Annotated in this window: 23 protein-coding genes; 8 read left to right on the top strand and 15 right to left on the bottom strand. The window is 71.0% G+C overall.

All coding sequences use genetic code 11. The features are described 5' to 3' along the window. Positions 1–155 precede the first annotated feature (155 nt). From ACGFN2_RS30835 to dapA, 3 genes are all read left to right on the top strand, one after another. Positions 156–1994, top strand: a complete 1839-nt coding sequence (locus ACGFN2_RS30835; RefSeq protein WP_362612268.1) for an endonuclease/exonuclease/phosphatase family protein — start codon at positions 156–158, stop codon at positions 1992–1994. Positions 1995–2121: 127 nt separating this feature from the next. Next, the gene (locus tag ACGFN2_RS30840; protein WP_167511565.1) at positions 2122–2271 is read left to right on the top strand and encodes a hypothetical protein; all 150 of its coding nucleotides are present in this window, start codon (positions 2122–2124) and stop codon (positions 2269–2271) included. A gap of 145 nt (positions 2272–2416) precedes the next feature. After that, on the top strand, positions 2417–3373 hold the full coding sequence (dapA, locus tag ACGFN2_RS30845; protein ID WP_393365895.1) for a 4-hydroxy-tetrahydrodipicolinate synthase: 957 nt from the start codon (positions 2417–2419) through the stop codon (positions 3371–3373). Here the strand turns inward: dapA and ACGFN2_RS30850 are convergent. From ACGFN2_RS30850 to ACGFN2_RS30905, 12 genes are all read right to left on the bottom strand, one after another. Then, a complete protein-coding gene (locus ACGFN2_RS30850; protein ID WP_362612273.1) occupies positions 3285–4226 on the bottom strand; it encodes an EI24 domain-containing protein in 942 nt (313 codons plus the stop codon). The genes dapA and ACGFN2_RS30850 overlap by 89 nt on opposite strands. Before the next feature lie 99 nt (positions 4227–4325). Further along, complete coding sequence (dapD, locus tag ACGFN2_RS30855) at positions 4326–5327, bottom strand: 2,3,4,5-tetrahydropyridine-2,6-dicarboxylate N-succinyltransferase (protein ID WP_393365897.1); 1002 nt, start codon at positions 5325–5327, stop codon at positions 4326–4328. Between the two features lie 151 nt (positions 5328–5478). Then, positions 5479–6018 carry a TetR/AcrR family transcriptional regulator gene (locus ACGFN2_RS30860; RefSeq protein WP_393365899.1) on the bottom strand — a complete coding sequence of 180 codons (540 nt, stop codon included), beginning with the start codon at positions 6016–6018 and terminating at the stop codon, positions 5479–5481. Next, positions 6018–6338 (bottom strand): multidrug efflux SMR transporter, encoded by a 321-nt coding sequence (locus ACGFN2_RS30865; RefSeq protein ID WP_362612280.1) that lies wholly within the window; start codon positions 6336–6338, stop codon positions 6018–6020. Before ACGFN2_RS30865 ends, ACGFN2_RS30860 begins: the two co-directional genes overlap by 1 nt. Positions 6339–6495: 157 nt before the next feature. Beyond that, on the bottom strand, positions 6496–6831 hold the full coding sequence (locus tag ACGFN2_RS30870; protein ID WP_086718002.1) for a metal-sulfur cluster assembly factor: 336 nt from the start codon (positions 6829–6831) through the stop codon (positions 6496–6498). After that, complete coding sequence (gene sufU, locus ACGFN2_RS30875) at positions 6828–7286, bottom strand: Fe-S cluster assembly sulfur transfer protein SufU (RefSeq protein ID WP_159747321.1); 459 nt, start codon at positions 7284–7286, stop codon at positions 6828–6830. The genes ACGFN2_RS30870 and sufU overlap by 4 nt, the downstream gene beginning before the upstream one ends. Before the next feature lie 56 nt (positions 7287–7342). Beyond that, on the bottom strand, positions 7343–8599 hold the full coding sequence (locus ACGFN2_RS30880; protein WP_362612284.1) for a cysteine desulfurase: 1257 nt from the start codon (positions 8597–8599) through the stop codon (positions 7343–7345). Continuing rightward, entirely contained in the window at positions 8596–9360 is a 765-nt protein-coding gene (sufC, locus tag ACGFN2_RS30885; protein WP_362612286.1) for a Fe-S cluster assembly ATPase SufC, read from the bottom strand. Before sufC ends, ACGFN2_RS30880 begins: the two co-directional genes overlap by 4 nt. Positions 9361–9367: 7 nt before the next feature. Next, on the bottom strand, positions 9368–9685 hold the full coding sequence (locus ACGFN2_RS30890; protein WP_030086270.1) for a non-heme iron oxygenase ferredoxin subunit: 318 nt from the start codon (positions 9683–9685) through the stop codon (positions 9368–9370). Next, positions 9682–10866, bottom strand: a complete 1185-nt coding sequence (gene sufD, locus ACGFN2_RS30895; protein ID WP_393365902.1) for a Fe-S cluster assembly protein SufD — start codon at positions 10864–10866, stop codon at positions 9682–9684. Before sufD ends, ACGFN2_RS30890 begins: the two co-directional genes overlap by 4 nt. A gap of 87 nt (positions 10867–10953) precedes the next feature. Continuing rightward, entirely contained in the window at positions 10954–12375 is a 1422-nt protein-coding gene (gene sufB / locus ACGFN2_RS30900; protein WP_362612291.1) for a Fe-S cluster assembly protein SufB, read from the bottom strand. Then, positions 12372–13229, bottom strand: coding sequence for a helix-turn-helix transcriptional regulator (locus ACGFN2_RS30905; protein WP_393365905.1), 858 nt, complete (start codon positions 13227–13229; stop codon positions 12372–12374). Before ACGFN2_RS30905 ends, sufB begins: the two co-directional genes overlap by 4 nt. Before the next feature lie 278 nt (positions 13230–13507). Here ACGFN2_RS30905 and ACGFN2_RS30910 point away from each other — a divergent pair, with 278 nt between their 5' ends. From ACGFN2_RS30910 to ACGFN2_RS30920, 3 genes are all read left to right on the top strand, one after another. Next, positions 13508–14470 carry an ABC transporter ATP-binding protein gene (locus tag ACGFN2_RS30910; protein WP_393365907.1) on the top strand — a complete coding sequence of 321 codons (963 nt, stop codon included), beginning with the start codon at positions 13508–13510 and terminating at the stop codon, positions 14468–14470. Continuing rightward, the gene (locus tag ACGFN2_RS30915) at positions 14467–15273 is read left to right on the top strand and encodes an ABC transporter permease (protein ID WP_393365909.1); all 807 of its coding nucleotides are present in this window, start codon (positions 14467–14469) and stop codon (positions 15271–15273) included. Before ACGFN2_RS30910 ends, ACGFN2_RS30915 begins: the two co-directional genes overlap by 4 nt. Positions 15274–15361: 88 nt before the next feature. Then, positions 15362–16366, top strand: a complete 1005-nt coding sequence (locus ACGFN2_RS30920) for a heme A synthase (protein ID WP_393365911.1) — start codon at positions 15362–15364, stop codon at positions 16364–16366. On the opposite strand, the gene ACGFN2_RS30925 is transcribed toward ACGFN2_RS30920, so the two are convergent. From ACGFN2_RS30925 to ACGFN2_RS30935, 3 genes are all read right to left on the bottom strand, one after another. After that, a complete protein-coding gene (locus tag ACGFN2_RS30925) occupies positions 16339–17403 on the bottom strand; it encodes an amidohydrolase (RefSeq protein WP_393365913.1) in 1065 nt (354 codons plus the stop codon). The two genes, ACGFN2_RS30920 and ACGFN2_RS30925, sit on opposite strands and share 28 nt — an antisense overlap. Before the next feature lie 137 nt (positions 17404–17540). Then, positions 17541–17921 (bottom strand): hypothetical protein, encoded by a 381-nt coding sequence (locus tag ACGFN2_RS30930; RefSeq protein ID WP_362612303.1) that lies wholly within the window; start codon positions 17919–17921, stop codon positions 17541–17543. Positions 17922–17970: 49 nt separating this feature from the next. After that, positions 17971–18921: a heme o synthase gene (locus ACGFN2_RS30935; RefSeq protein WP_362612306.1), complete on the bottom strand. Its 951-nt coding sequence runs from the start codon at positions 18919–18921 to the stop codon at positions 17971–17973. Positions 18922–19405: 484 nt separating this feature from the next. Between ACGFN2_RS30935 and tkt the strand changes: the two genes are divergently transcribed. After that, a complete protein-coding gene (tkt, locus tag ACGFN2_RS30940) occupies positions 19406–21508 on the top strand; it encodes a transketolase (protein WP_393365916.1) in 2103 nt (700 codons plus the stop codon). A 34-nt stretch (positions 21509–21542) separates the two neighbouring features. Beyond that, positions 21543–22661 carry a transaldolase gene (tal, locus tag ACGFN2_RS30945; protein ID WP_362612311.1) on the top strand — a complete coding sequence of 373 codons (1119 nt, stop codon included), beginning with the start codon at positions 21543–21545 and terminating at the stop codon, positions 22659–22661. The last annotated feature ends 2 nt before the right edge of the window (positions 22662–22663 follow it).

Genomic DNA, 22663 nt, shown 5'->3' on the forward strand with positions numbered 1-22663 from the left:
GTTCACCCCCGCGCCCCCCTCCGGTTACCCGCAGAAGCTTGACAACTCCCTTACGTGCGCAAGAGATTGACGCAGATCGACGCGCGTAGCGCGCCTCGGTCGGGCTCCGTACTCACGTTGCCCCAGCCACCCCCCATACCCTCTCGGAGGCATACATGCCGTCCCGTCGTTCGCTCCGCAGAACGGCCACCGCCGGCGCGGTGGTCTGCGCCGCCCTGGCCGGCGGACTGCTGGCCACCACGCAGTCCGCGTCCGCGGCCGGTGCCCGCATCCACGACATCCAGGGCAGCACCCGGATATCCCCGCTGGCCGGACAGCAGGTCAGCGACGTTCCCGGCACGGTCACCGCGATCCGCTCGTTCGGCTCGGCGCGCGGCTTCTGGGTGCAGGACCCGCACCCGGACCACGACGCGGCCACCAGCGAGGCGGTCTTCGTCTACACCGGCAAGGAGACGCCGAAGGTCGCGGTCGGTGACGCGGTCACCGTCTCCGGCACGGTCAGCGAGTACTACCCCGGCGGCAAGGACGCCGGTCTCCAGTCGGTCACCGAGATCACCGACGCGACCTGGAAGACGGAGTCCGCCGACGCCCCGCTGCCGGCCGCCTTCAAGCTCCGCCCGTCCTCGGTGCCGAATCGTTACGCCCCCGACGCGGGCGGCAAGAGCATCGAGTCCCTGAAGCTGCGCCCGACCTCGTACGCGCTGGACCGCTACGAGTCGCTGGAGGGCATGCGCGTCGCGATGTCCGACGCCCCGGTCGTCGGGCCGACCAACGCCCACCACGAGCTGTGGATGACCGCCGAGCCGAGGCACCACCGCACCGCCCGCGGCGGCACGCTCTACCGCTCCTACGGGGACCCCAACGGCGGCCGGATCAAGCTGGCGTCGCTGATCCCCTTCGCGCAGCAGCCGTTCCCGGTGGCCGATGTCGGCGACGCGCTGACCGGCACCACCGCCGGGCCGCTGGACTACGACAACTTCGGCGGCTACACGCTCCAGGCCACCGAGCTGGGCAAGCTCGCCGACCACGGCCCGGAGCCGGAGAAGACCCGCAAGCAGAAGTCCGACGAGCTGGCGGTCGCCACCTACAACGTCGAGAACCTCTCCCCCAGCACCCCGCAGGCCAAGTTCGACCGGCTGGCCAAGGGGCTGGTGGAGCACCTCGCCTCCCCCGACGTGGTCGCGCTGGAGGAGGTGCAGGACGACAGCGGCACCAAGGACAACGGTGTGGTCACCGCCGGGGAGACCCTCAAGAAGCTCACCGAGGCGATCAAGGCGGCCGGCGGCCCGGCGTACGAGGCGCGGCAGATCGACCCGGCCAACGACCAGGACGGCGGCCAGCCCGGCGGCAACATCCGGGTGGCGTTCCTGTTCAACCCCGAGCGGGCCTCGTTCACGGACGTCAAGGGCGGCGACGCCACTACTCCGGTGAAGGTCGTCGACGACCATGGCAAGGCCGCGCTGTCCGCGTCCCCGGGCCGGATCTCGCCGGACGACCCGGCGTGGAAGGACAGCCGCAAGCCCCTTGTCGGCCAGTTCTCGCTGAAGAGCCGCCCGGGGAGCCGGGTGTTCGTGATCGCCAACCACTTCAACTCCAAGGGCGGCGACCAGGCCCTGGACAGCCGTTTCCAGCCGCCGGTCCGCAGCTCGGAGACCCAGCGCACCGCACAGGCCAAGCTGGTGAACCAGTTCGTCAAGGACCTGCTGGCCAAGGACCCGAAGGCCGCGGTGGTGGCGGCCGGCGACCTCAACGACTACCAGTTCTCGCCGGCCCTCAAGGCCCTCACCGCCGGCGGCGTGCTCACCGACCAGGTCAACCGGCTGCCGGCCACCGAGCGTTACGGCTACGTCTACAGCGGCAACTCGCAGGTGCTGGACCACATGCTCACCAGCCGCCCGCTGACCCGGGCCGACTACGACATCGTGCACCTCAACGCCGAGTACGCGGACCAGGCCAGCGACCACGACCCGCAGGTGCTGCGGGTCCGGCCGTAGTCCGGTTGGAAGGTCACCGGCGGTGACTCCCCCGTCACCCGTCCGGCCCACGCCCGGGGGCCAACCGGCTCCGGGGGTGCGGTACTGGGCAGGTAAGCACCATTCGGCGAGACATTAGGGAGTCATCATGCCGAAGTCCCAGAACCGTAAGTCGGGCAACAAGGACCGCGCCGCCGAGCGGCGCGCCGACCAGCGGAAGCCGAAGTCGTCGGAGGAGTCCGCTTCCGAGCGGACCCAGGACCTGAAGCGTTCGCGGAACGGCCTGACTGACGCGTGATGGGCTTGTGATGCCCGAGCGGCCGCCGCACCGGACGGTGCGGCGGCCGCTTCGCGTTTCCGGACCGACGGACGTAGCGCTGCTTAACACATCACCCAGCACAACTAAGTGGACGTGAAATATGAGGCGCCCTCACACTCCTGGCATGCACCCTGTGTCCCCCTCCCGCACCCCCGCGCCGCTCTTCGGACGGTTCGCGGTCGCCATGGTCACCCCGTTCACCGCCGACGGCGCGCTCGACCCGGACGGCGCACAGCGGCTCGCCACCCACCTCGTCGACGAGGGCGGCTGCGACGCCCTGGTGCTCAGCGGCACCACCGGGGAGTCCCCGACCACGACGGACGCCGAGAAGGAGACCCTGCTGCGGGCCGTGGCCGAGGCCGTCGGCGACCGGGCGCGGATCACCGCGGGCGTCGGCACCAGCGACACCCGGCACACCGTCGCCCTGGCCCGCGGCGCCGAACGGGCGGGCGCACACGGCCTGTTGGTGGTCACCCCGTACTACTCGCGGCCCACCCAGGAAGCCGTCGGCCACCATCTGCGGACGGTCGCGGACGCCACCGGGCTGCCGGTGATGCTCTACGACATCCCGGGCCGCACCGGCACCGCGCTGACCGCCGGGACCCTGCTCCGGCTGGCCGCCCATCCACGGATCAGCGCGGTCAAGGACTGCGGCTACGACCTGCTGAAGTCCGCGAAGGTGCTGGCCGCGACGGACCTGGCCTACTACGCGGGCTGCGACGAACAGATCCTGCCGCTCCGGGCTCTCGGCGCCACCGGATGTATCAGCACCGCGGGCAACGCCGCGCCCCGGGCGGTGCGCGCCCTGCTGGACGCCTACGACGCCGGTGACACGGCCGGAGCGGCCCGCCGCCAGCTCGCGCTGATCCCGCTCATCGAGGCGGTGACCGGCGGGGAGGCCCCCGGCACGGTCACCGCGAAGGCACTGCTCCAGCACCTCGGGCTGCCCGCGGGGCCGGTCCGCGGCCCGCTGCTGCCTGCGGACGCCGGCCTCACCAGCCGGCTGGCGGACGCGCTGCGGACGACCCTGGACCGGACTGCGGATGCGGATACCCCGGTGCCGGCACCGGTCCCTGGTTAGGCGGGAAGGGGGCGGGCGGCGGGCCGAAGCCGGCCGGCGCTCCCGGCTGCCCGTACGGAGCCGGGGCCCCGTCCGGTCCGGCGGCTTCCGCGCGCTCCGGCTCCGACGGCTCCTCGGGGCCCGGCACCAGGTCCCGGACCAGCAGCGTCGCACCGGCGACCGCGCCCGGCATCAGCACCACCGAGACGAACGGGATCAGGAAGAGCAGCACGATGGGGGTGCCGAAGCCGACCGCGAGGGCCTTGCGGCCGCGCAGCAGCCGGAGCCGCTCGCGCACCGGGATGTCCCGGCGCTGCATGGCCACCGAGGTCAGCTCGACGGCGAGGAAGAAGCCGGAGACACAGAACCCGATGGCGGGGATCACGGTCTGCCCGATGAACGGCACGAACCCGAGGACGAACAGCAGGAGGCCGAAGCCGGCGGCCCGCAGCAGCACATGGACGCTGTCCCGCAGCGCGATCCAGATCTCCTGCCACATCGGCCGGTCCGGGGACGGCGGGCAGTGCCCCTCGGACTCCTCGACCTTCTCCGACAGCGATTCGTAGAAGGGGTCGCCGATCAGCAGGGTGACCGCGGTGAAGGTCAGCACCGACAGCATCAGCCCGCCGGCGAACAGCAGCGCCACGAACACCCCGCGCAGCAGCCCCTGCCAGGGCTCGTCCCAGCCGTCGGCGAACGGCGTCGCCCAGGCCGCGATGTCGCCGGACCAGACGGCGAGCGCGACGAGCACCCCGGCGTACAGGACCAGCGCGATCAGCGCCGGAATCAGCCCGAAGCCCCACCACCGGCCGTGCTGGGCGACCCAGCGCTGCCCCTTGCCCAGATACCGCATCCCCGCTACAAGATCACGCATGGCGCAAGCCTATCGGCGTCCGGCCGGGACCGGGACGGCGGCGTCGACGCCGACGGCCCGGCGGGTGTCCCGCCGGGCCGTCGGTGTGACCGTGTCCGCTCAGTTGTGGCTGTGCAGCACCTCGTTGAGGCCGCCCCACTCCGCCTTGTTCGGGCGGGCCTCGACGGCGCCGGTGGTGGAGTTGCGGCGGAAGAGGATGTGGTCCGCGCCGGAGAGCTCCAGGGCCTTGACGATCTGGCCGTCGGGCAGCGTGACCCGGGTGCCCGCGGTGACGTACAGCCCGGCCTCGACCACGCACTCGTCGCCGAGCGCGATGCCGATGCCCGACTCGGCGCCGAGCAGGCAGCGCTCGCCGATCGAGATGATCTGCTTGCCGCCGCCGGAGAGGGTGCCCATGGTGGAGGCGCCGCCGCCGATGTCGGAGCCGTCGCCGACGACGACGCCCGCGCTGATCCGGCCCTCGACCATGGAGGTGCCCAGCGTCCCGGCGTTGAAGTTGACGAAGCCCTCGTGCATGACGGTGGTCCCGGCCGCGAGGTGCGCGCCCAGGCGCACCCGGTCGGCGTCGGCGATCCGCACCCCGGCGGGCGCGACGTAGTCCGTCATCCGCGGGAACTTGTCGATGCCGGTGACCATCAGGTGCAGCCCCTCGGCACGGGCGTTCAGCCGCACCGTCTCCACCCGGTCGACGGCCACCGGACCCAGCGAGGTCCAGGCGACGTTGGACAGCAGGCCGAACAGGCCCTCCAGGTTCTGCCCGTGCGGCTTGACCAGCCGGTGGCTGAGCAGGTGGAGGCGCAGGTAGCCGTCGTGGGCGTCCAGCGGCTTGTCGTCGAGGGAGGCGATGACCGTACGGACGGCGACGACCTCGACCTCACGGACCGGGTCGGGGCCGATCGCCTTGAGCACGGCGGCGCCCAGCAGTTCGGTGGCGCGCGCGTCGTCCAGGCGCTCGGTACCGGCCGGGCCGAGGTCCGCGGAGGAGGCGGCGACCAGCTCGGGCGCCGGGAACCAGGTGTCGAGAACGGTGCCGTCGGAGGTGACGGTGGCGAGCCCGGCGGCGACGGCGCCGGTCGTACGAGGGGAAGCAGCATCGGTCATGTTCGAAACCTAACCGGAGGGCACCCACCGAGGCGAACCGGTCTCAGCGATCGGGCCGGGTCACGGGGTCGCACCACGCCGCTCGCACGGGTGCACCCGGCGCGCCGACGGGGCGGCGGGCGGCCGGGCGACGGGCGGCGGGGCCGCCGGCTCAGCCCAGCACCCCGGCCAGCCCGGCGCGTACCGACGCGGGGTCGAAGGGCTGCCCGGTCAGCAGATGCTGCAGCACCAGCCCGTCGGTGAACGCCACCACGGCCCGCGCGGTCCGGTCGTCGCCGATCCGCCGTCCGAGCAGCCGCACCATCTCGTCCAGGCACTCCGCGGCGATCGGCCGCACCGCCTCGTGCCGCAGCGCCGCGAGGTAGAGCTCGTACTCCAGCTCCATCCGCGAGCGGTCCCCGGCCAGGGTGTCCTCGACGAGCCGAGCGACCTCCTCGGCGAGTGGCACCGCCGGGTCGATCCCGTCGACCCAGCTCGCGAACTCGGCCAGGCACACGCCGTTGACCTGCCGCAGCGCGGCGATCAGCAGCTCGTCCCGGGACGCGAAGTGGTACGTGGTCGAGCCGAGCGGGACATCCGCAGCGGCGGCCACCGAGCGGTGGCTGAGCCCGGCGATCCCGCGCTCGCCGACCACGGTGATCGCCGCGTCGATGATCCGCTGCCGCCGGTCCGGGTCGTAGCGCCGGGCCATCAGTGCGCCCCGCCCAGGTTCAGCACCACGACTCCGGCGATCACCAGCAGCAGGCCGAGGACCTTCAGCGCACTGGTGCTCTCCCCCAGGAACACCATCCCGATCGCCGCGATCATCGCCGTCCCGGCCCCGGCCCAGATGGCGTACGCGGTCCCCACGCTCATCGACTTGAGCGTCTGGGCGAGCAGCGCGAAGGCCAGCAGATAGCCCAGCGCCGTCCCCACCGACGGCCACAGCCTGCTGAAGCCGTCGCTGTACTTCATCGCGGTGGTGGCGAGCACTTCGGAGAGGATCGCCCCGGCAAGCGTCAGATAGCCCATGCGTACGAGCGTACACAACGTTGCGTACGGGCGTACACATCGAATTCCGGCCACGCTTCCACGGACCGGCCGGGCGCGCCCCGGAACGGCGAAACGGCCGTGCCCACCGGGTTTTCCGGGGACACGGCCGTTTCGGCTCGACTGTCGGGCGCGACTCTCAGACGTTGAAGCCCAGGGCGCGGAGCTGCTCGCGGCCGTCGTCGGTGATCTTGTCCGGGCCCCACGGGGGCATCCAGACCCAGTTGATCTTCAGCTCGTTGACGATGCCGTCCGTGGCGGACTTCGCCTGGTCCTCGATGACGTCGGTCAGCGGGCAGGCCGCGGAGGTCAGCGTCATGTCGATGGTGGCGATGTTGGCGTCGTCGACGTGGATGCCGTAGATCAGCCCGAGGTTGACGACATCGATGCCCAGCTCGGGGTCCACGACGTCGTACAGCGCCTCGCGGACCTCCTCCTCGGAGGCGGGCTTCGTGGTGGTCGGGGTGTCGGTCATGCGGTCTTCGCCTCCTCGGAGAGGGCCTTGGCCGTGGCGTCCTTCCAGGCCATCCAGCTGAGCAGCGCGCACTTCACGCGCGCCGGGTACTTCGAGACTCCGGCGAACGCCACGGCGTCCTCCAGGATCTCCTCCATCGCGTCATCCGGTTCGAGCTGCCCCTTGGACTGCATCAGTTCCAGGAAGGTCTCCTGGATCTTCTGCGCGTCCCCGAGCTGCTTGCCCACCAGGAGCTCGTTGAGCACCGACGCGCTGGCCTGGCTGATGGAGCAGCCCTGGCCCTCGTAGGACACATCCTCGATCGTCGCGCCGTCGAGCCGCACGCGCAGCGTGATCTCGTCACCGCACGTGGGGTTGACATGGTGCACCTCGGCGTCGCCGTCCCGAAGACCGCGCCCATGGGGGTGCTTGTAGTGGTCCAGGATGACGTCCTGGTACATGGAATCCAGCTTCACGGCTCAGTCAGTCCTCGTCCTCATCCGCCGTACGTGGTCAACCGGTCTGTCGTGTCTCAACCGAAGAAGTTACGGACGTGCTCCAGGCCCTCGACCAAGGCGTCGACCTCGGCGGGCGTGGAGTACAGATAGAACGACGCTCGCGTGGTCGCGGGAATTCCGTAGCGCAGGCAGACCGGCCGTGCGCAGTGATGGCCCACCCGGACCGCGATGCCCTGCTCGTCCAGCACCTGGCCGACGTCGTGCGGATGGATGTCGCCGAGCGTGAAGGAGAGCGTCGCCCCGCGGTCCTCGGCCGTGCTCGGGCCGATGATGCGCAGGTCGGGGACCTCCAGCAGCCGCTTGACGGCGTACTCGGTGATCGCGTGCTCATGCGCGGCGATGTTGTCCATGCCGATCGAGGTGAGGTAGTCCACGGCCGCGCCGAGGCCGACGGCCTGGGCGATCGGGGGCGTACCGGCCTCGAACTTGTGCGGCGCGGGCGCGTACGTCGAGGAGTGCATCGAGACGGTCTCGATCATCTCGCCGCCGCCGAGGAACGGCGGGAGGTCCTCCAGCAGCTCCTGGCGGCCCCAGAGGACGCCGATGCCGGTCGGGCCGCACATCTTGTGGCCGGTGAAGGCCACGAAGTCGGCCTGCAGCGCCTGCACGTCCAGCACCATGTGCGGGGCGGCCTGCGAGGCGTCGATGCAGACCAGCGCGCCGACCTCCTGGGCACGGCGGATGATCGTCTCGACCGGGTTGACGGTGCCCATGATGTTGGAGACCAGCGTGAAGGAGACGATCTTCGTCTGCTCCGTGATGACCTCGTCGATGTTGGACAGGTCGAGCCGGCCGTCGTCGGTGATGCCGAACCACTTCAGCTTCGCGCCGGTGCGCTGCGAGAGCAGCTGCCACGGCACGATGTTGGAGTGGTGCTCCATCTCCGTGATGACGATCTCGGTCTCGCGGTCCACCCGGTAGGGCTCCTCGGCCCAGCCGAGCATATTGGCCACGAGGTTGAGCGACTCCGAGGCGTTCTTGGTGAAGATCACCTCGTCGCGGCTCGGCGCGTTGATGAAGGCGGCGACCTTGTCCCGCGCGCCCTCGTACAGCGCCGTGGCCTCCTCGGCGAGCACATGCACGCCGCGGTGGACGTTGGCGTTGTGACGTTCGTAGTAGGCGTTCAGGGCGTCGAGGACCTGACGCGGCTTCTGCGAGGTCGCCGCGTTGTCCAGGTACACGACCTTCTTCCCGTCATGGATCTGGCGATCCAGGATGGGGAAGTCCTTACGGATCGCCTCGGTGTCGAGGAGGCCCGGCAGCTGTGTCACGCGGTTGCGCCACCCTTCGTGTAAGCCTCGTAGCCCTCGGCCTCCAGCTTGTCGGCGAGCTCGGCGCCGCCGGACTCGGCGATCCGGCCGTTGGCGAAGACGTGGACGTGGTCGGGCTTGATGTAGCGCAGGATGCGCGTGTAGTGGGTGATCAGCAGGGTGCCGACCTCGCCGGTCTCGCGGACGCGGTTGACGCCCTCGGAGACGGTGCGCAGCGCGTCGACGTCCAGGCCGGAGTCGGTCTCGTCGAGGATCGCGATGGCCGGCTTGAGCAGCTCCAGCTGGAGGATCTCGTGGCGCTTCTTCTCACCGCCGGAGAAGCCCTCGTTGACGTTGCGCTCGGCGAACGAGGGGTCCATCTGGAGACGCTCCATGGCCTCCTTGACCTCCTTGACCCACAGCCGCAGCTTGGGGGCCTCACCGCGGATCGCGGTCGCGGAGGTCCGCAGGAAGTTGGAGACCGAGACGCCGGGCACCTCGACCGGGTACTGCATGGCGAGGAAGACGCCGGCCCGCGCGCGCTCGTCGACGGACATCTCCAGGACGTCCTCGCCGTCGAGGGTGACGGTGCCGCCGGTGATCGTGTACTTGGGGTGACCCGCGAGGGAGTAGGCGAGAGTCGACTTGCCGGAGCCGTTGGGGCCCATGATGGCGTGCGTCTCGCCCTGCTTCACAGTCAGGTCGACGCCCTTCAGGATCTCGCGCGGACCGTTCTCGGCCTCGACGGAGACGTGCAGGTCGTGGATCTCAAGCGTTGCCATGGGTGACTCAGGACTCCTGGGTGACGGAGACGAGCACGTCGTCCCCTTCGATCTTTACGGGGTATACGGGGACGGGGCGCGTCGCGGGAAGGCCGCTCGGCTTGCCGGTGCGCAGGTCGAAGCTCGAACCGTGCAGCCAGCACTCGATCGAACAGTCCTCGACCTCGCCCTCCGAGAGGGAGACGTTCGCGTGCGAGCAGATGTCGTTGATCGCGAACACCTCGCCCTCGGTGCGGACAAGCGAGACCGGCGTGCCGTCGAGTTCCACCCGCTTGGGGGTGTCCTCCTCCAGCTCGCTCAGCGCCGCTGCGCGTACGTACGTCATGCCGCGGCCGCTTCCAGCTCGGCCTCGATCTTGCTCATCAGACGCTCTTCGACGTCCGGGAGACCGATCTGCTGGACCAGCTCGGCGAAGAAGCCGCGGACGACCAGCCGGCGGGCCTCGTCGGCCGGGATGCCGCGGGCCATCAGGTAGAAGAGCTGCTCGTCGTCGAACCGGCCGGTCGCCGAGGCATGGCCGGCGCCGACGATCTCGCCGGTCTCGATCTCCAGGTTGGGCACCGAGTCGACCCGCGCGCCGTCGGTGAGGACGAGGTTGCGGTTGAGCTCGTAGGTGTCCGTGCCGGTCGCGGCGGCCTGGATCAGGACGTCACCGATCCACACGGCGTGTGCGTCCTCGCCCTGCAGCGCGCCCTTGTAGACCACGTTGGAGCGGCAGTTGGCCGCCTCGTGGTCGACGAAGAGCCGGTGCTCGTGGTGCTGGCCCTGCTCGGTGAAGTACAGACCGTAGAACTCGGCCTCGCCGCCGGGCGCCGCGTAGGTGACCCGCGGGTGCAGCCGGACGAGGTCGCCGCCGAAGGTGACGACCACGGACTTGAAGCTCGCGTCCCGGCCGACCAGGGCGTTGTGCTGGCCGGCGTGGACCGCGTGGTCGTCCCAGTCCTGGACGGAGACGACGGTCAGCTTGGCGCCGTCACCGAGGAGGTAGTCGACGTTGGCGGCGAGCACCGCGTCACCGGTGTGGTCGATGACGACGACGGCCTCGGCGAACGCGCCGAGCTCGATGACCTGGTGGCCGTAGGCCGTGCCGCCCTCACCGTGGACGGTGATCCGGATCGGCTCGGAGAGCTGGGCGTCCTTGGGGACCGAGATCACCGACGCCTTCTCGAACGAGCTGTACGCCTGGGCGGCGACCCGGTCGACGGGCTTGCCGGCCTTGCCGACCCGGGGGTCGGCGCGGTCGACGAGCTCATGCGTGACGCCCTCGGGCGCGGTGATGTCGATCTTCAGGTCGGGGCCGCCGGCCTCGGCGCTGCCGTCGTGCAGGCCCTTGAGGCGCGCGAGGGGCGTGAAGCGCCACTCCTCCTCGCGGCCGTGCGGCACCGGGAAGTCCGCCACGTCGTAGGACGGCGGGGCGCTCATCCGGGTGGCGACGGTGGACTCCGCAGCCACCGCAAGGGAGCCGGTGGTCGTGGAACCGGCCGGGATGTTCTGAGCCTCAGCCATGGCTGTCGTAGTGCTCACTTTCTGGTTGCGATCCTCGGCCTGCCCGCAGGACGGCCGCCGCGTCGGTCGTTGAGTGTGCCGGGGCCGTCAGCCGACCGCGCCTTCCATCTGCAGCTCGATCAGGCGGTTGAGCTCCAGCGCGTACTCCATCGGCAGCTCACGGGCGATCGGCTCGACGAAGCCGCGCACGATCATCGCCATGGCCTCGTCCTCGGACAGGCCGCGTGCCATGAGGTAGAAGAGCTGGTCCTCGCTGACCTTGGAGACGGTCGCCTCGTGGCCCATCGACACGTCGTCCTCGCGGACGTCGACGTAGGGGTAGGTGTCCGAACGGGAGATGGTGTCCACCAGCAGGGCGTCACACAGCACGTTGGACTTGGAGCCCGCGGCGCCCTCGCCGATCTCGACCAGACCGCGGTAGGAGGTCCGGCCGCCGCCTCGCGCCACCGACTTGGAGACGATGTTGGAGGAGGTGTTCGGCGCCATGTGGACCATCTTGGAGCCGGCGTCCTGGTGCTGGCCCTCGCCCGCGAAGGCGATGGACAGCGTCTCGCCCTTGGCGTGCTCGCCCATGAGGTAGACCGCCGGGTACTTCATGGTCACCTTGGAGCCGAGGTTGCCGTCGACCCACTCCATGGTCGCGCCCTCGTAGGCGACGGCGCGCTTGGTGACCAGGTTGTAGACGTTGTTCGACCAGTTCTGGATGGTCGTGTAGCGGCAGCGGCCGCCCTTCTTCACGATGATCTCGACCACCGCGGAGTGCAGCGAGTCCGACTTGTAGATCGGCGCCGTGCAGCCCTCGACGTAGTGGACGTAGGCGTCCTCGTCGACGATGATCAGCGTCCGCTCGAACTGGCCCATGTTCTCGGTGTTGATCCGGAAGTAGGCCTGCAGCGGAATGTCGACGTGGACACCCTTGGGCACGTAGATGAACGAGCCGCCGGACCACACCGCGCTGTTCAGCGACGCGAACTTGTTGTCGCCGACCGGGATGACCGTGCCGAAGTACTCCTGGAAGAGCTCCGGGTGCTCCTTGAGCGCGGTGTCGGTGTCCAGGAAGATGACGCCCTGCTCCTCCAGGTCCTCACGGATCTGGTGGTAGACGACCTCGGACTCGTACTGCGCGGCGACACCGGCGACCAGGCGCTGCTTCTCCGCCTCGGGGATGCCGAGCTTGTCGTAGGTGTTCTTGATGTCCTCGGGCAGGTCCTCCCAGGAGGCGGCCTGCTGCTCGGTGGAGCGGACGAAGTACTTGATGTTGTCGAAGTCGATGCCCGACAGGTCCGAGCCCCACTGCGGCATGGGCTTCTTGTCGAACAGCTTCAGGCCCTTGAGACGGAGCTTGAGCATCCACTCCGGCTCGTTCTTCTTCGACGAGATGTCGCGGACGACGGCCTCGGAGAGACCGCGCTTCGCCGAGGCGCCGGCCACGTCGGAGTCGGCCCAGCCGTATTCGTAGTTACCCAGACCCTCGAGCTCAGGGTGAGCAGTCTCCGTGGGGAGCGTCATGCGGGGTTCCTCCCGGCCGTGCTTGCAGATGCTGTGGTGGTCTTGGTGGTGCGTGCGGTGCTGTGAGCGGCCTTGCCGGCCCCGGCCTTCGGAACGAAGGTCGTGCAGACCCCGTCGCCGTGGGCGATGGTGGCAAGGCGCTGTACATGGGTCCCGAGCAATCGGGAGAAGACCTCGGTCTCCGCCTCGCACAGCTGCGGGTACCGCTCGGCGACATGGGCGACCGGGCAGTGGTGCTGGCAGAGCTGCTCACCGAGCTGGGGATTGGGCGCGCTGCGCGCCGTAGCAGCGTACCCGTCCGCGGTCAACGCCTTCGCAAGGGCCTCGGTACGGGCCTCCGGCTCGGCGGCCTCGACCGCCTCGCGGTAGCCCTCGGCCTGCGCGGCGAGCCGGGCGCGGGCGAACGCGGCGACGGCCGCCTCGCCCTGCTCGCCGCCGCCCGCGCTCTGCGCGATCCAGCGCAGCGCGTCGGAGGCGAGCTGGTCGTAGGCCTGGTCGAAGGCGTCCCGACCGCAGTCGGTGAGGGCGAAGGCACGGGCCGGGCGGCCGCGGCCGCGGGTCCCGTAGACCCGCTTCTCGCGGGGCTCGACGACACCCTCGGCGGCGAGCGCGTCCAGGTGCCGGCGGACAGCGGCCTGGGTCAGCTCCAGGCGGAGGGCCAGCTCGGCCGCGGTGGACGGCCCGTGGTCGAGGATGGAGCGGGCGACCCTGTTGCGGGTGCCCTGCTGTTCGTCGTGCGGCGCCGGAGCCTGCGGGGCGGGGCCCCGCCGCTCGGCCTGCTCGGGCGCGGAGGCGGCCGGCCCGTCGGTCTGCTCGACCTCAGGCCCTTCCAGTTCCTCGCTCGCGTATTTCACAACGCCATTGTTGCGTAATTCGTCAAAGTGATTCAAGCCTCGTCCGGGCCACGGACGGGTGGCCTCTATCACTTAGGGTTACCTAATTTCAAGTACCCGCGGCACCTCGATCGCCGCGCCGACCTGCGCGGGTGCCCCCGGACCGACGGGGCCGCACCGGGCCCGCGGGCCGCCGGAAATCCGTTCCGCCCCACACCGCCGGACCGGGGAACCGGACACCGGTCCGGGCCCACGCCCCCATTGGAGGCATGCCCGCCACTCTCCGTAGACTGCCCGGCATGCCCAGCACCTCCCCGGGGGGCGCCCCCCGGCCCGCCGGCCGCGAGCCCGCCGTCGAGATCACCGGCCTGGTCAAGCGCTACGGCACCAAGACCGCCGTGGACGGCCTCGACCTGACCGTCGCCCGCGGCACGGTGACCGCCGTACTCGGACCGAACGGCGCCGGCAAGACCACCACCGTCGAGACCTGCGAGGGCTACCGCCGCCCGGACGCCGGCCGGGTGCGGGTTCTGGGCCTGGACCCGGTCGCCGACGCGGCGGCGCTGCGGCCGCGGATCGGCGTGATGCTGCAGTCCGGCGGTGTCTACGCGGGCGCCAGGGCCGAGGAGATGCTGCGGCACACCGCCACCCTGCACGCCCACCCCCTCGACGTCGGCACGCTCGTCGACCGGCTCGGCCTGGGCAGCTGCGGCCGCACCCCCTACCGGCGGCTCTCCGGCGGCCAGCAGCAACGGCTGGCGCTGGCGATGGCCGTGGTCGGCCGCCCCGAACTGGTCTTCCTGGACGAGCCGACGGCCGGCCTCGACCCCCAGGCCCGGCACGCCACCTGGGACCTCGTACGGGAACTGCGCGCCGACGGCGTCAGCACCGTACTGACCACGCACTTCATGGACGAGGCCGAACAGCTCTCCGACGATGTCGCGATCATCGACGGCGGCCGGGTGATCGCCCAGGGCACGCCCGACGAGCTGTGCCGCGGCGGCGCGGAGAACAGCCTGCGCTTCACCGGCCGCCCCGGACTCGACCTCGCCTCGCTGCTCAAGGCCCTGCCCGCCGACAGCGCCGCCGCGGAGCCCGCCTCCGGCGTCTACCGCGTGCACGGCAAGGTCAACCCGCAGCTGCTGGCCACCGTCGCCTCCTGGTGCGCCCAGAACGGCGTGATGCCCGACGCGATAGCCGTCGAACGCCACACCCTGGAGGACGTCTTCCTGGAGCTGACCGGCAAGGAGCTGCGCGCATGACCACCACCGAGGCCGGTGTCACCGCCGGTACCTTCAGCCCGCGGCCCGGCGCCGCCCCGCTGCCCCGGATGATCCGCGCGCAGGCGGCCCTGGAGACCAGGATGCTGCTGCGCAACGGCGAGCAGCTGCTGCTGACCGTGATCATCCCGACGCTGCTGCTGGTGCTGTTCTCCGCCGTCGACATCATCGCGGTGCCCACGGACACGGCCGGCGGCGCGGGCCGGTCCGTCGACTTCCTGGCGCCCGGCGTCCTGGCGCTCGCCGTGCTGTCGACCGCCTTCACCGGCCAGGCCATCGCGACCGGATTCGAGCGGCGCTACGGCGTGCTCAAGCGGCTCGCCGTCTCGCCACTGCCGCGCTGGGGGCTGATGACCGCCAAGACCTGTGCGGTACTGGTCACCGAGATTCTCCAGGTCGCGCTGCTGACGGCGGTCGCCTTCGCGCTGGGCTGGTCCCCGCACGGCAACCCGCTCGCCGTGGTGGCACTGCTCCTCCTGGGCACCGCCGCCTTCTCGGGCCTGGGCCTGCTGATGGCCGGCACCCTCAAGGCGGAGGCCACCCTGGCCGCGGCCAACCTGGTCTTCCTGCTGCTGCTGGTCGGCGGCGGTGTGATCGTCCCGCTGGAGAAGTTCCCGGCCGCGGCCCAGAGCGTGCTCGGACTGCTGCCGATCACGGCGCTGTCCGACGGGCTGCGCGACGTGCTCCAGCACGGCGCCGGCGTCCCCTGGACGGACCTCGGGGTCCTGGGCGTGTGGGCGGTGCTCGGACTGGGCGCAGCGGCGCGGCTCTTCCGCTGGGAGTGAGCGGCCGGGGCACGACCCGGACAGGTGCTTCCGTCGCGAACGCACCCCTCGTGAAAGTTTGCACAAGGGGCCGCCTACGATGACTCCCGTGCCGAACACGCTGAATCCTCTTGAGCTGATCGCCCGCCGCTGGCAGCCGTCCGCGGCCTTCGTGCGACGGGCCGCGCTGGCCACCGTCGTGATGGCCGTGATCATCGTCGTCACGGGCGGCGCGGTCCGGCTCTCCCAGTCCGGGCTGGGCTGCTCGACCTGGCCCAAGTGCACCCCGGACAGCCTGACTCCGACCGCCGCGATGGGCATCAACGGCCTCATCGAGTTCGGCAACCGCATGCTGACGTATGTGCTGTGCGCGGTCGTCGGGCTGTTCATCATCGCCGCCCGCGCCCGCCACCCCCGGCGCCGCTCGCTCACCCGGCTCGGCTGGGCGCAGTTCTGGCTGGTCATGAGCAACGCCGTCATCGGCGGTGTCACGGTCCTGACCGGCCTGAACCCGTACATCGTCAGCTCCCACTTCCTCGCGGCCACGGCGCTGCTCACGGTCGCCGTGCTGAGCTGGAAGCGGGCGTCCGAGGGCGACGAGGAGGCGCGCGACCTGGTCGCCCGTCCGGCGCGGCAGCTGGCCTGGCTGCTGGTGGCCGCGACCGGCGCGCTCACCGTCATCGGCACGGTCGTCACCGGCACGGGGCCGCACGCGGGCGACGCCAAGAAGGTCCACCGCATCCCGCTGGACTGGCAGGAGATCACCCAGCTCCACGTCGACTTCGTCTACATCGTCGTCGGCCTGTCCGTCGCCCTGTGGTTCACCCTGCGCGCCGTCAAGGCGCCCGCCGCACCGCGCCGGATGCTCCTGGAGCTGTTCGCCTGTATCGCCGCGCAGGGCGTCATCGGCTACATCCAGTACTTCACGGGCCTGCCCGAGATCGTCATCGGGCTCCACATGCTGGGCTCGGCCCTCGTGTGGATCTGGGTGCTGCGGGTCTGTCTTTCCCTGCGCGACCGCGGTCCGCTCCTGGAGGAGGAGCCCGGCGAGCCCGCCCCCTCCGGCGAGCACGAGGCACCGGAGCCTCAGGCGGCCTCCGCCGCCAGCCGGTAGACCCGGCGCGCGGTCCCGAACCCGACGGTCTCGGTGATCCGCCGCCCGTCCTCGGACCCGCACAGCCCCTCGTCGGTCCACTCCCGTACGAGGCGTGCCATGGCGCGGACGAAGCACCGGGCGCCGGTCACATACAGCTCGGGCAGTGCGCGGGCGCGCGAGGAGAACAGCAGCTTGCCGAACGGCGCCTGGCCCAGGGTCTCCTCGGGCCGGGGCCCGGCGTCCGCGTACACATGGGCGTGCACCGCGGCGAGCTGCGCCGCCCGCCGGTGGTGCGGTGTCTCCGGCAGCAGGACGAGATCCGAGCCGATGCCGGCGGTGGCGCGCAGAAAGGCCGCCAGCGGCTGGGGATCGGGGCAGTGCAGCTGCACCGGCAGCCCGGTCGCCACCGCGCTCCACAGCAGATGCCGGACGAGCGCGGGTTCGGTGAGCCGCTCCCCCGGGCGGCGGCCGCGCAGCCAGCGGTCCGCCGCCCGCCGCACCTCTCCGGCCTCCGGGGCGTGCCCCTCACAGTGGGTGGCGCCGGAGGCAAAGGCGGCGGCGTGCTGGGCCGCGGCGTAGAGGGCCTCGGCGGTGTAGCCGAGGAAGGAGTCGACGCTGCCGGAGGTGTCGGCGACCTGCTCGGCGAGCGGTTCGAGCCGGACGACCTCGTGGGCGTGGGCCGCGGCGGCGGTGCCGAGTTCGGTGGCCGAGGTCAGGTTGCCCGGGGTCCCGGCCTCGAGCAGGAACGTGCCGATGCCGGAGCCGCGCAGCAGCAGGCGTCCGGCCCGGTAGGCGCCGACCTCGCGCCGGCGCGCCAGATAGCGGGCGGGCGGACAGTGCGGTTCCAGGCCGAGCAGCGGCGGGCACCAGCGGCGTATCGCGAGCCCGGTGAAGCTGTCGAAGTAGCTGGCGCCGACGGGGGCCGGGCCGTGGGCGCCGGCCGCGGCGGCGAGGTGGGTCTCGAAGGAGCCGAGGCCGAGCTCGTCGTGCACCGCGCCGACGCTGTACTGGTCGATGAGCGGCGGCTGATCTGCCAGGAAGGGAAGGCCGTCCATCCGCTTCTCCCTCGCCGAGAGCCCGCCGGGCGTGGCCGGAGCGCCGCGCCTGGTGGGCTTAACGGACGAGGTGGTGGTGAGGTATCGGGCTCCGCTTCCGGCGTACGCTCCGGCGCACGGCGCCCGGTTACCGCCCGTCAGCCGTTGGACGGGCCGCCGACCTGGATGCCGGCCATCCGGGACCACTCGTAGGGGCCGGTGCGGACCTTGGCGGCGAGGTCGCCGTCGAAGTCGTCCTGGAGGGTGATGCCGGCCGCCGTGGCGGCGTCCTTGGCGGAGTCGAAGGAGTCCGCGACGAGGTTGCCCCACTCGCCGTTGGCGCCGACGAGGGCGATCCGGGTGCGGCCGCGGCCGAGGTGCGCGAGCTGGCCCTCGGCGCTGCCGCCGTGGCTGTCGGCGAAGGCGCGGATCTGCTTGGCGAGCCTGGCCGTGCGCCGGCCGGTCCGCTTGTCGGCCGCCGTGCCGGCCGCCGCCTCCACCTGCTCTTCCGCCTGCTGGGTGTCTGCCATGAACAGCATGCTACCCGCGAGTACAGCCGATTGTGAGGGTGATCCCCCACACCTCTTCTCAGCGGAGGAAGGGGTCCACGGCGACGGCGACGAACAGCAGCGACACATAGGTGATGGACCAGTGGAACAGCCGCATCTCCTTGAGCTTGGCGCCCGTGATCCCGGCCTTCGCGCGGGCCTGGAGACCGTGCGCCTCCTTGAGCCAGAAGCCGCCGCAGACGAGGGCGACCGCGGTGTAGAACCAGCCGGTGTAGCCCAGCGGCTGGAGCAGCAGCGAGACCGCGACCATCACCCAGCTGTAGGCGACGATCTGCCGGGCGACCACCTTGTTGCCCGCGACGGCCGGGAGCATCGGCACCCCGACCCGCTCGTAGTCGTCCTTGACCTTCATCGACAGCGGCCAGTAGTGCGGCGGCGTCCAGAAGAAGATGACCAGGAAGAGGACGAACGAGGCCCAGGAGACGGTGTTCGTCACCGACGACCAGCCGATGAAGACCGGCATACAGCCCGCGATGCCGCCCCAGACGATGTTCTGGGAGGTGCGGCGCTTGAGGATCATCGTGTAAACGACGACGTAGAAAAGCAGCGCCGCGAGCGACAGCATCGCCGACAGCGGGTTGACGAGGTACCAGAACCAGGCGGTGGAGCCGACCGCGAGCGCGGTGGCGAACACCAGGCATTCACGGGGGCTCACCATGCCGGTGACCAGCGGCCGCTGGGACGTGCGGTCCATCAGCGCGTCGATGTCGCGGTCCAGGTACATGTTGTAGGCCGCGGCGCCGCCGGCGGAGAGGTAGCCGCCGATGCAGGTCGCCAGGACGAGCCACAGATCGGGGACGCCCTGGGCCGCCAGGAACATCACCGGCACGGTGGTCATCAGCAGCAGCTCGATGACCCGCGGCTTGGTCAGTGCCACGAACGCCTTGACGCGGGCCCCGAACGGCCGCTCACCGGGACTCCCGGGGACCGGAGAGAACACCCCCGCAGGACGGGATTCGACGGCCGTCACGCACACCCCTGGAAGTAACATCAGCGGCCTCTGCCGCGGAAGAGATAAGGCATGCAAACCCTTCCGGCGGTGAAGACGCGGTAGAGGGCTTGCGCGTACCACGCCACTTTAGACGTTGGCCATACGGCGATCTTCGCGGGGGTGGGGTCGTGTTGGGCGCCGGGCGGGGGTGCCGCGGCGGCGCCTTCGCCCCGGTGTCCGCCCGGCGTTCGGGAGGCGAACCGGACCACCTCCCGGCAGTCTGGTGCTAGGGCCCGTCGTCCGGACCGGGCCCGGAGACCCTCGCATCGAAGACGGGAAGGTCAGATGTCCTGATTTCGCCGCCCGAAGCGGCCTGCGGCCGGGGCCGCACCGCACCGACTGAGCGCCGAAAACACCGACTGAGCGTCGAAAAGACGCACGCACTCGCGGGGGTAGGCTCGACACCGCCTGGCGGACATACCGTCCGCGGCATTCGACATGTGGAGAGGAGCCCTGACTCAGGGTGAGCACCAAGCCGACCACCACAGATCTCGAGTGGACCGAACTGGATCAGCGGGCAGTGGACACCGTCCGTGTCCTGGCCATGGATTCCGTGCAGAAGGTCGGTAACGGCCATCCCGGTACGGCCATGAGCCTGGCGCCGGCCGCCTACCTTCTCTTCCAGAAGCTGATGCGGCACGACCCGGCGGACGCGAACTGGACCGGCCGCGACCGGTTCGTCCTCTCCGCGGGCCACTCCAGCCTGACCCTCTACATCCAGCTCTACCTCGCCGGTTACGGCCTGGAGCTGGCCGACCTGGAGGCGTTCCGCACCTGGGGCTCGAAGACCCCGGGCCACCCCGAGTACGGCCACACCACCGGCGTGGAGACCACCACCGGCCCGCTGGGCCAGGGTGTCGCCAACGCGGTCGGCATGGCGATGGCGTCGCGCTACGAGCGCGGGCTGTTCGACCCCGGCGCGGCGCAGGGCACCTCGCCCTTCGACCACACCATCTACTGCATCGCCGGTGACGGCTGCCTCCAGGAGGGCATCTCCGCCGAGGCGTCCTCCCTGGCGGGCCACCAGAAGCTCGGCAACCTCATCCTGCTGTGGGACGACAACCACATCTCCATCGAGGGTGACACCGAGACCGCGGTCTCCGAGGACACCCTCAAGCGCTACGAGGCCTACGGCTGGCACGTCCAGCGCGTCGAGCAGCTGCCCAACGGCGACCTGGACCCGGCGGGCCTCGCCCGTGCCCTGGACGCCGCCAAGGCCGAGACCGAGCGCCCGTCGTTCATCGCGATGCGCTCGATCATCGCCTGGCCCGCCCCGAACGCCCAGAACACCGAGGCCGCGCACGGCTCGGCGCTGGGTGACGAGGAAGTCGCGGCCACCAAGCGCGTGCTGGGCTTCGACCCGGAGAAGTCCTTCGATGTCGCCGACGAGGTGCTCGCGCACACCCGCGCCGCCCTCGACCGCGGCCGCGACGCCAAGAAGGAGTGGGAGAAGTCCTTCGCCGACTGGCGCGCCGCCAACCCGGAGCGTGCCGCGGAGTTCGACCGGATCGCCGCGGGCGAGCTGCCCGCGGGCTGGGAGGAGCACCTCCCCGCCTTCGAGACCGGCAAGGCGGTGGCCACCCGCGCCGCGTCCGGCAAGGTGCTCCAGGCGCTCGGCGGGGTCATCCCCGAGCTGTGGGGCGGCTCCGCCGACCTGGCGGGCTCGAACAACACCACGATCGACAAGACCTCGTCGTTCCTGCCCGAGGGCAACCCGCTGCCGGGTGCCGACCCGTACGGCCGCACGATCCACTTCGGTATCCGTGAGCACTCCATGGCCGCGGAGATGAACGGCATCGCGCTGCACGGCAACACCCGCATCTACGGCGGCACCTTCCTGGTGTTCTCCGACTACATGCGCAACGCCGTCCGGCTGTCGGCGCTGATGCACCTGCCGGTGACGTACGTGTGGACGCACGACTCCATCGGTCTGGGCGAGGACGGTCCGACCCACCAGCCCATCGAGCACCTCGCCTCGCTGCGCGCCATCCCGGGCCTCAACGTCGTGCGCCCGGCCGACGCCAACGAGACCGCGATCGCCTGGCGCGAGATCCTCCGGCGCTACACCAAGGAGTACGGCGTGGGTGCCCCGCACGGCCTCGCGCTGACCCGTCAGGGCGTGCCGACGTACCCGGCCGACGAGGCCGCCGCCAAGGGCGGTTACGTCCGCTTCGAGGCCGCCGGCGCCGACGGGCAGGACACCGCGCCGCAGGTCGTGCTGATCGGCACCGGTTCCGAGGTGCAGCTCGCCGTCGAGGCGCGCGAGCAGCTGCAGGCCGAGGGCGTTCCCACCCGTGTGGTGTCGATGCCGTCGGTCGAGTGGTTCGACCAGCAGGACCAGGCCTACCGCGACAGTGTGCTGCCCCCGTCCGTCCGGGCCCGGGTCGCCGTCGAAGCCGGCATCGGTCTGACCTGGCACCGCTTCGTCGGTGACGCCGGGCGCATCGTCTCCCTGGAGCACTTCGGTGCCTCGGCCGACGGCAAGGTCCTCTTCCGCGAGTTCGGCTTCACCGCCGACGCGGTGGCCGCCGCCGCCCGGGAATCGCTCGAAGCCGCCGCGCGCTGACGCCCGTACACGACAAGTAGGAGATGCAGAACCCATGACAGACGCACTCAAGCGCCTCTCCGACGAGGGCGTGGCGATCTGGCTGGACGACCTGTCGCGCCAGCGCATCACGTCCGGCAACCTCGCCGAGCTGATCGACCAGCAGCACGTCGTCGGCGTCACGACCAACCCGTCGATCTTCCAGAAGGCCATCTCGGACGGCCACGGCTACGACCAGCAGGTCGCCGACCTCGCCGCCCGCAAGGTCACCGTCGAGGAAGCCATCCGCATGATCACGACGGCGGACGTCCGGGACGCCGCCGACATCCTGCGGCCGGTCTTCGACGCCACCGGCGGCCAGGACGGCCGGGTCTCCATCGAGGTGGACCCGCGCCTGGCGCACCGCACCACGCCGACCATCGCCGAGGCCAAGCAGCTGGCGTGGCTGGTGGACCGCCCGAACACGCTGATCAAGATCCCGGCCACCAAGGCGGGTCTGCCGGCGATCACCGAGGTCATCGGCCTCGGCATCAGCGTCAACGTCACGCTGATCTTCTCGCTGGAGCGCTACCGCGAGGTCATGGACGCCTACCTCGCGGGCCTGGAGAAGGCCAAGGAGGCGGGCCTGGACCTGTCCCTGATCCGCTCGGTGGCGTCGTTCTTCGTGTCCCGTGTGGACAGCGAGATCGACAAGCGCCTGGAGAAGCTCGGCACGGACGAGGCCAAGGCCCTCAAGGGCAAGGCCGCGCTGGCGAACGCCCGGCTGGCCTACGAGGCGTACGAGGAGGTCTTCTCCTCGGAGCGCTGGGCCGCGCTCGACAAGGCCGGCGCCAACAAGCAGCGCCCGCTGTGGGCCTCGACCGGCGTCAAGGACCCCGCGTACAAGGACACCCTGTACGTCGACGAACTGGTCGCCCCGGGCACGGTCAACACCATGCCGGAGGCCACCCTGGAGGCCACCGGCGACCACGGTCAGATCACCGGTGACACCGTGCGCGGCGGCTACGGGGCGGCGCGCGCCGACCTGGAAGCCATCGCCCGGCTCGGGATCTCGTACGACGAGGTCGTCCAGCTGCTGGAGGACGAGGGCGTGGAGAAATTCGAGGCGTCCTGGAACGACCTGCTCAAGTCCACGGAGGCGGAGCTCAAGCGCCTCGCTCCCTCGGAGGGCTGATC

Origin of the sequence: Streptomyces sp. NPDC048612 (assembly GCF_043199295.1) — a bacterium.
Taxonomy (GTDB): domain Bacteria; phylum Actinomycetota; class Actinomycetes; order Streptomycetales; family Streptomycetaceae; genus Streptomyces.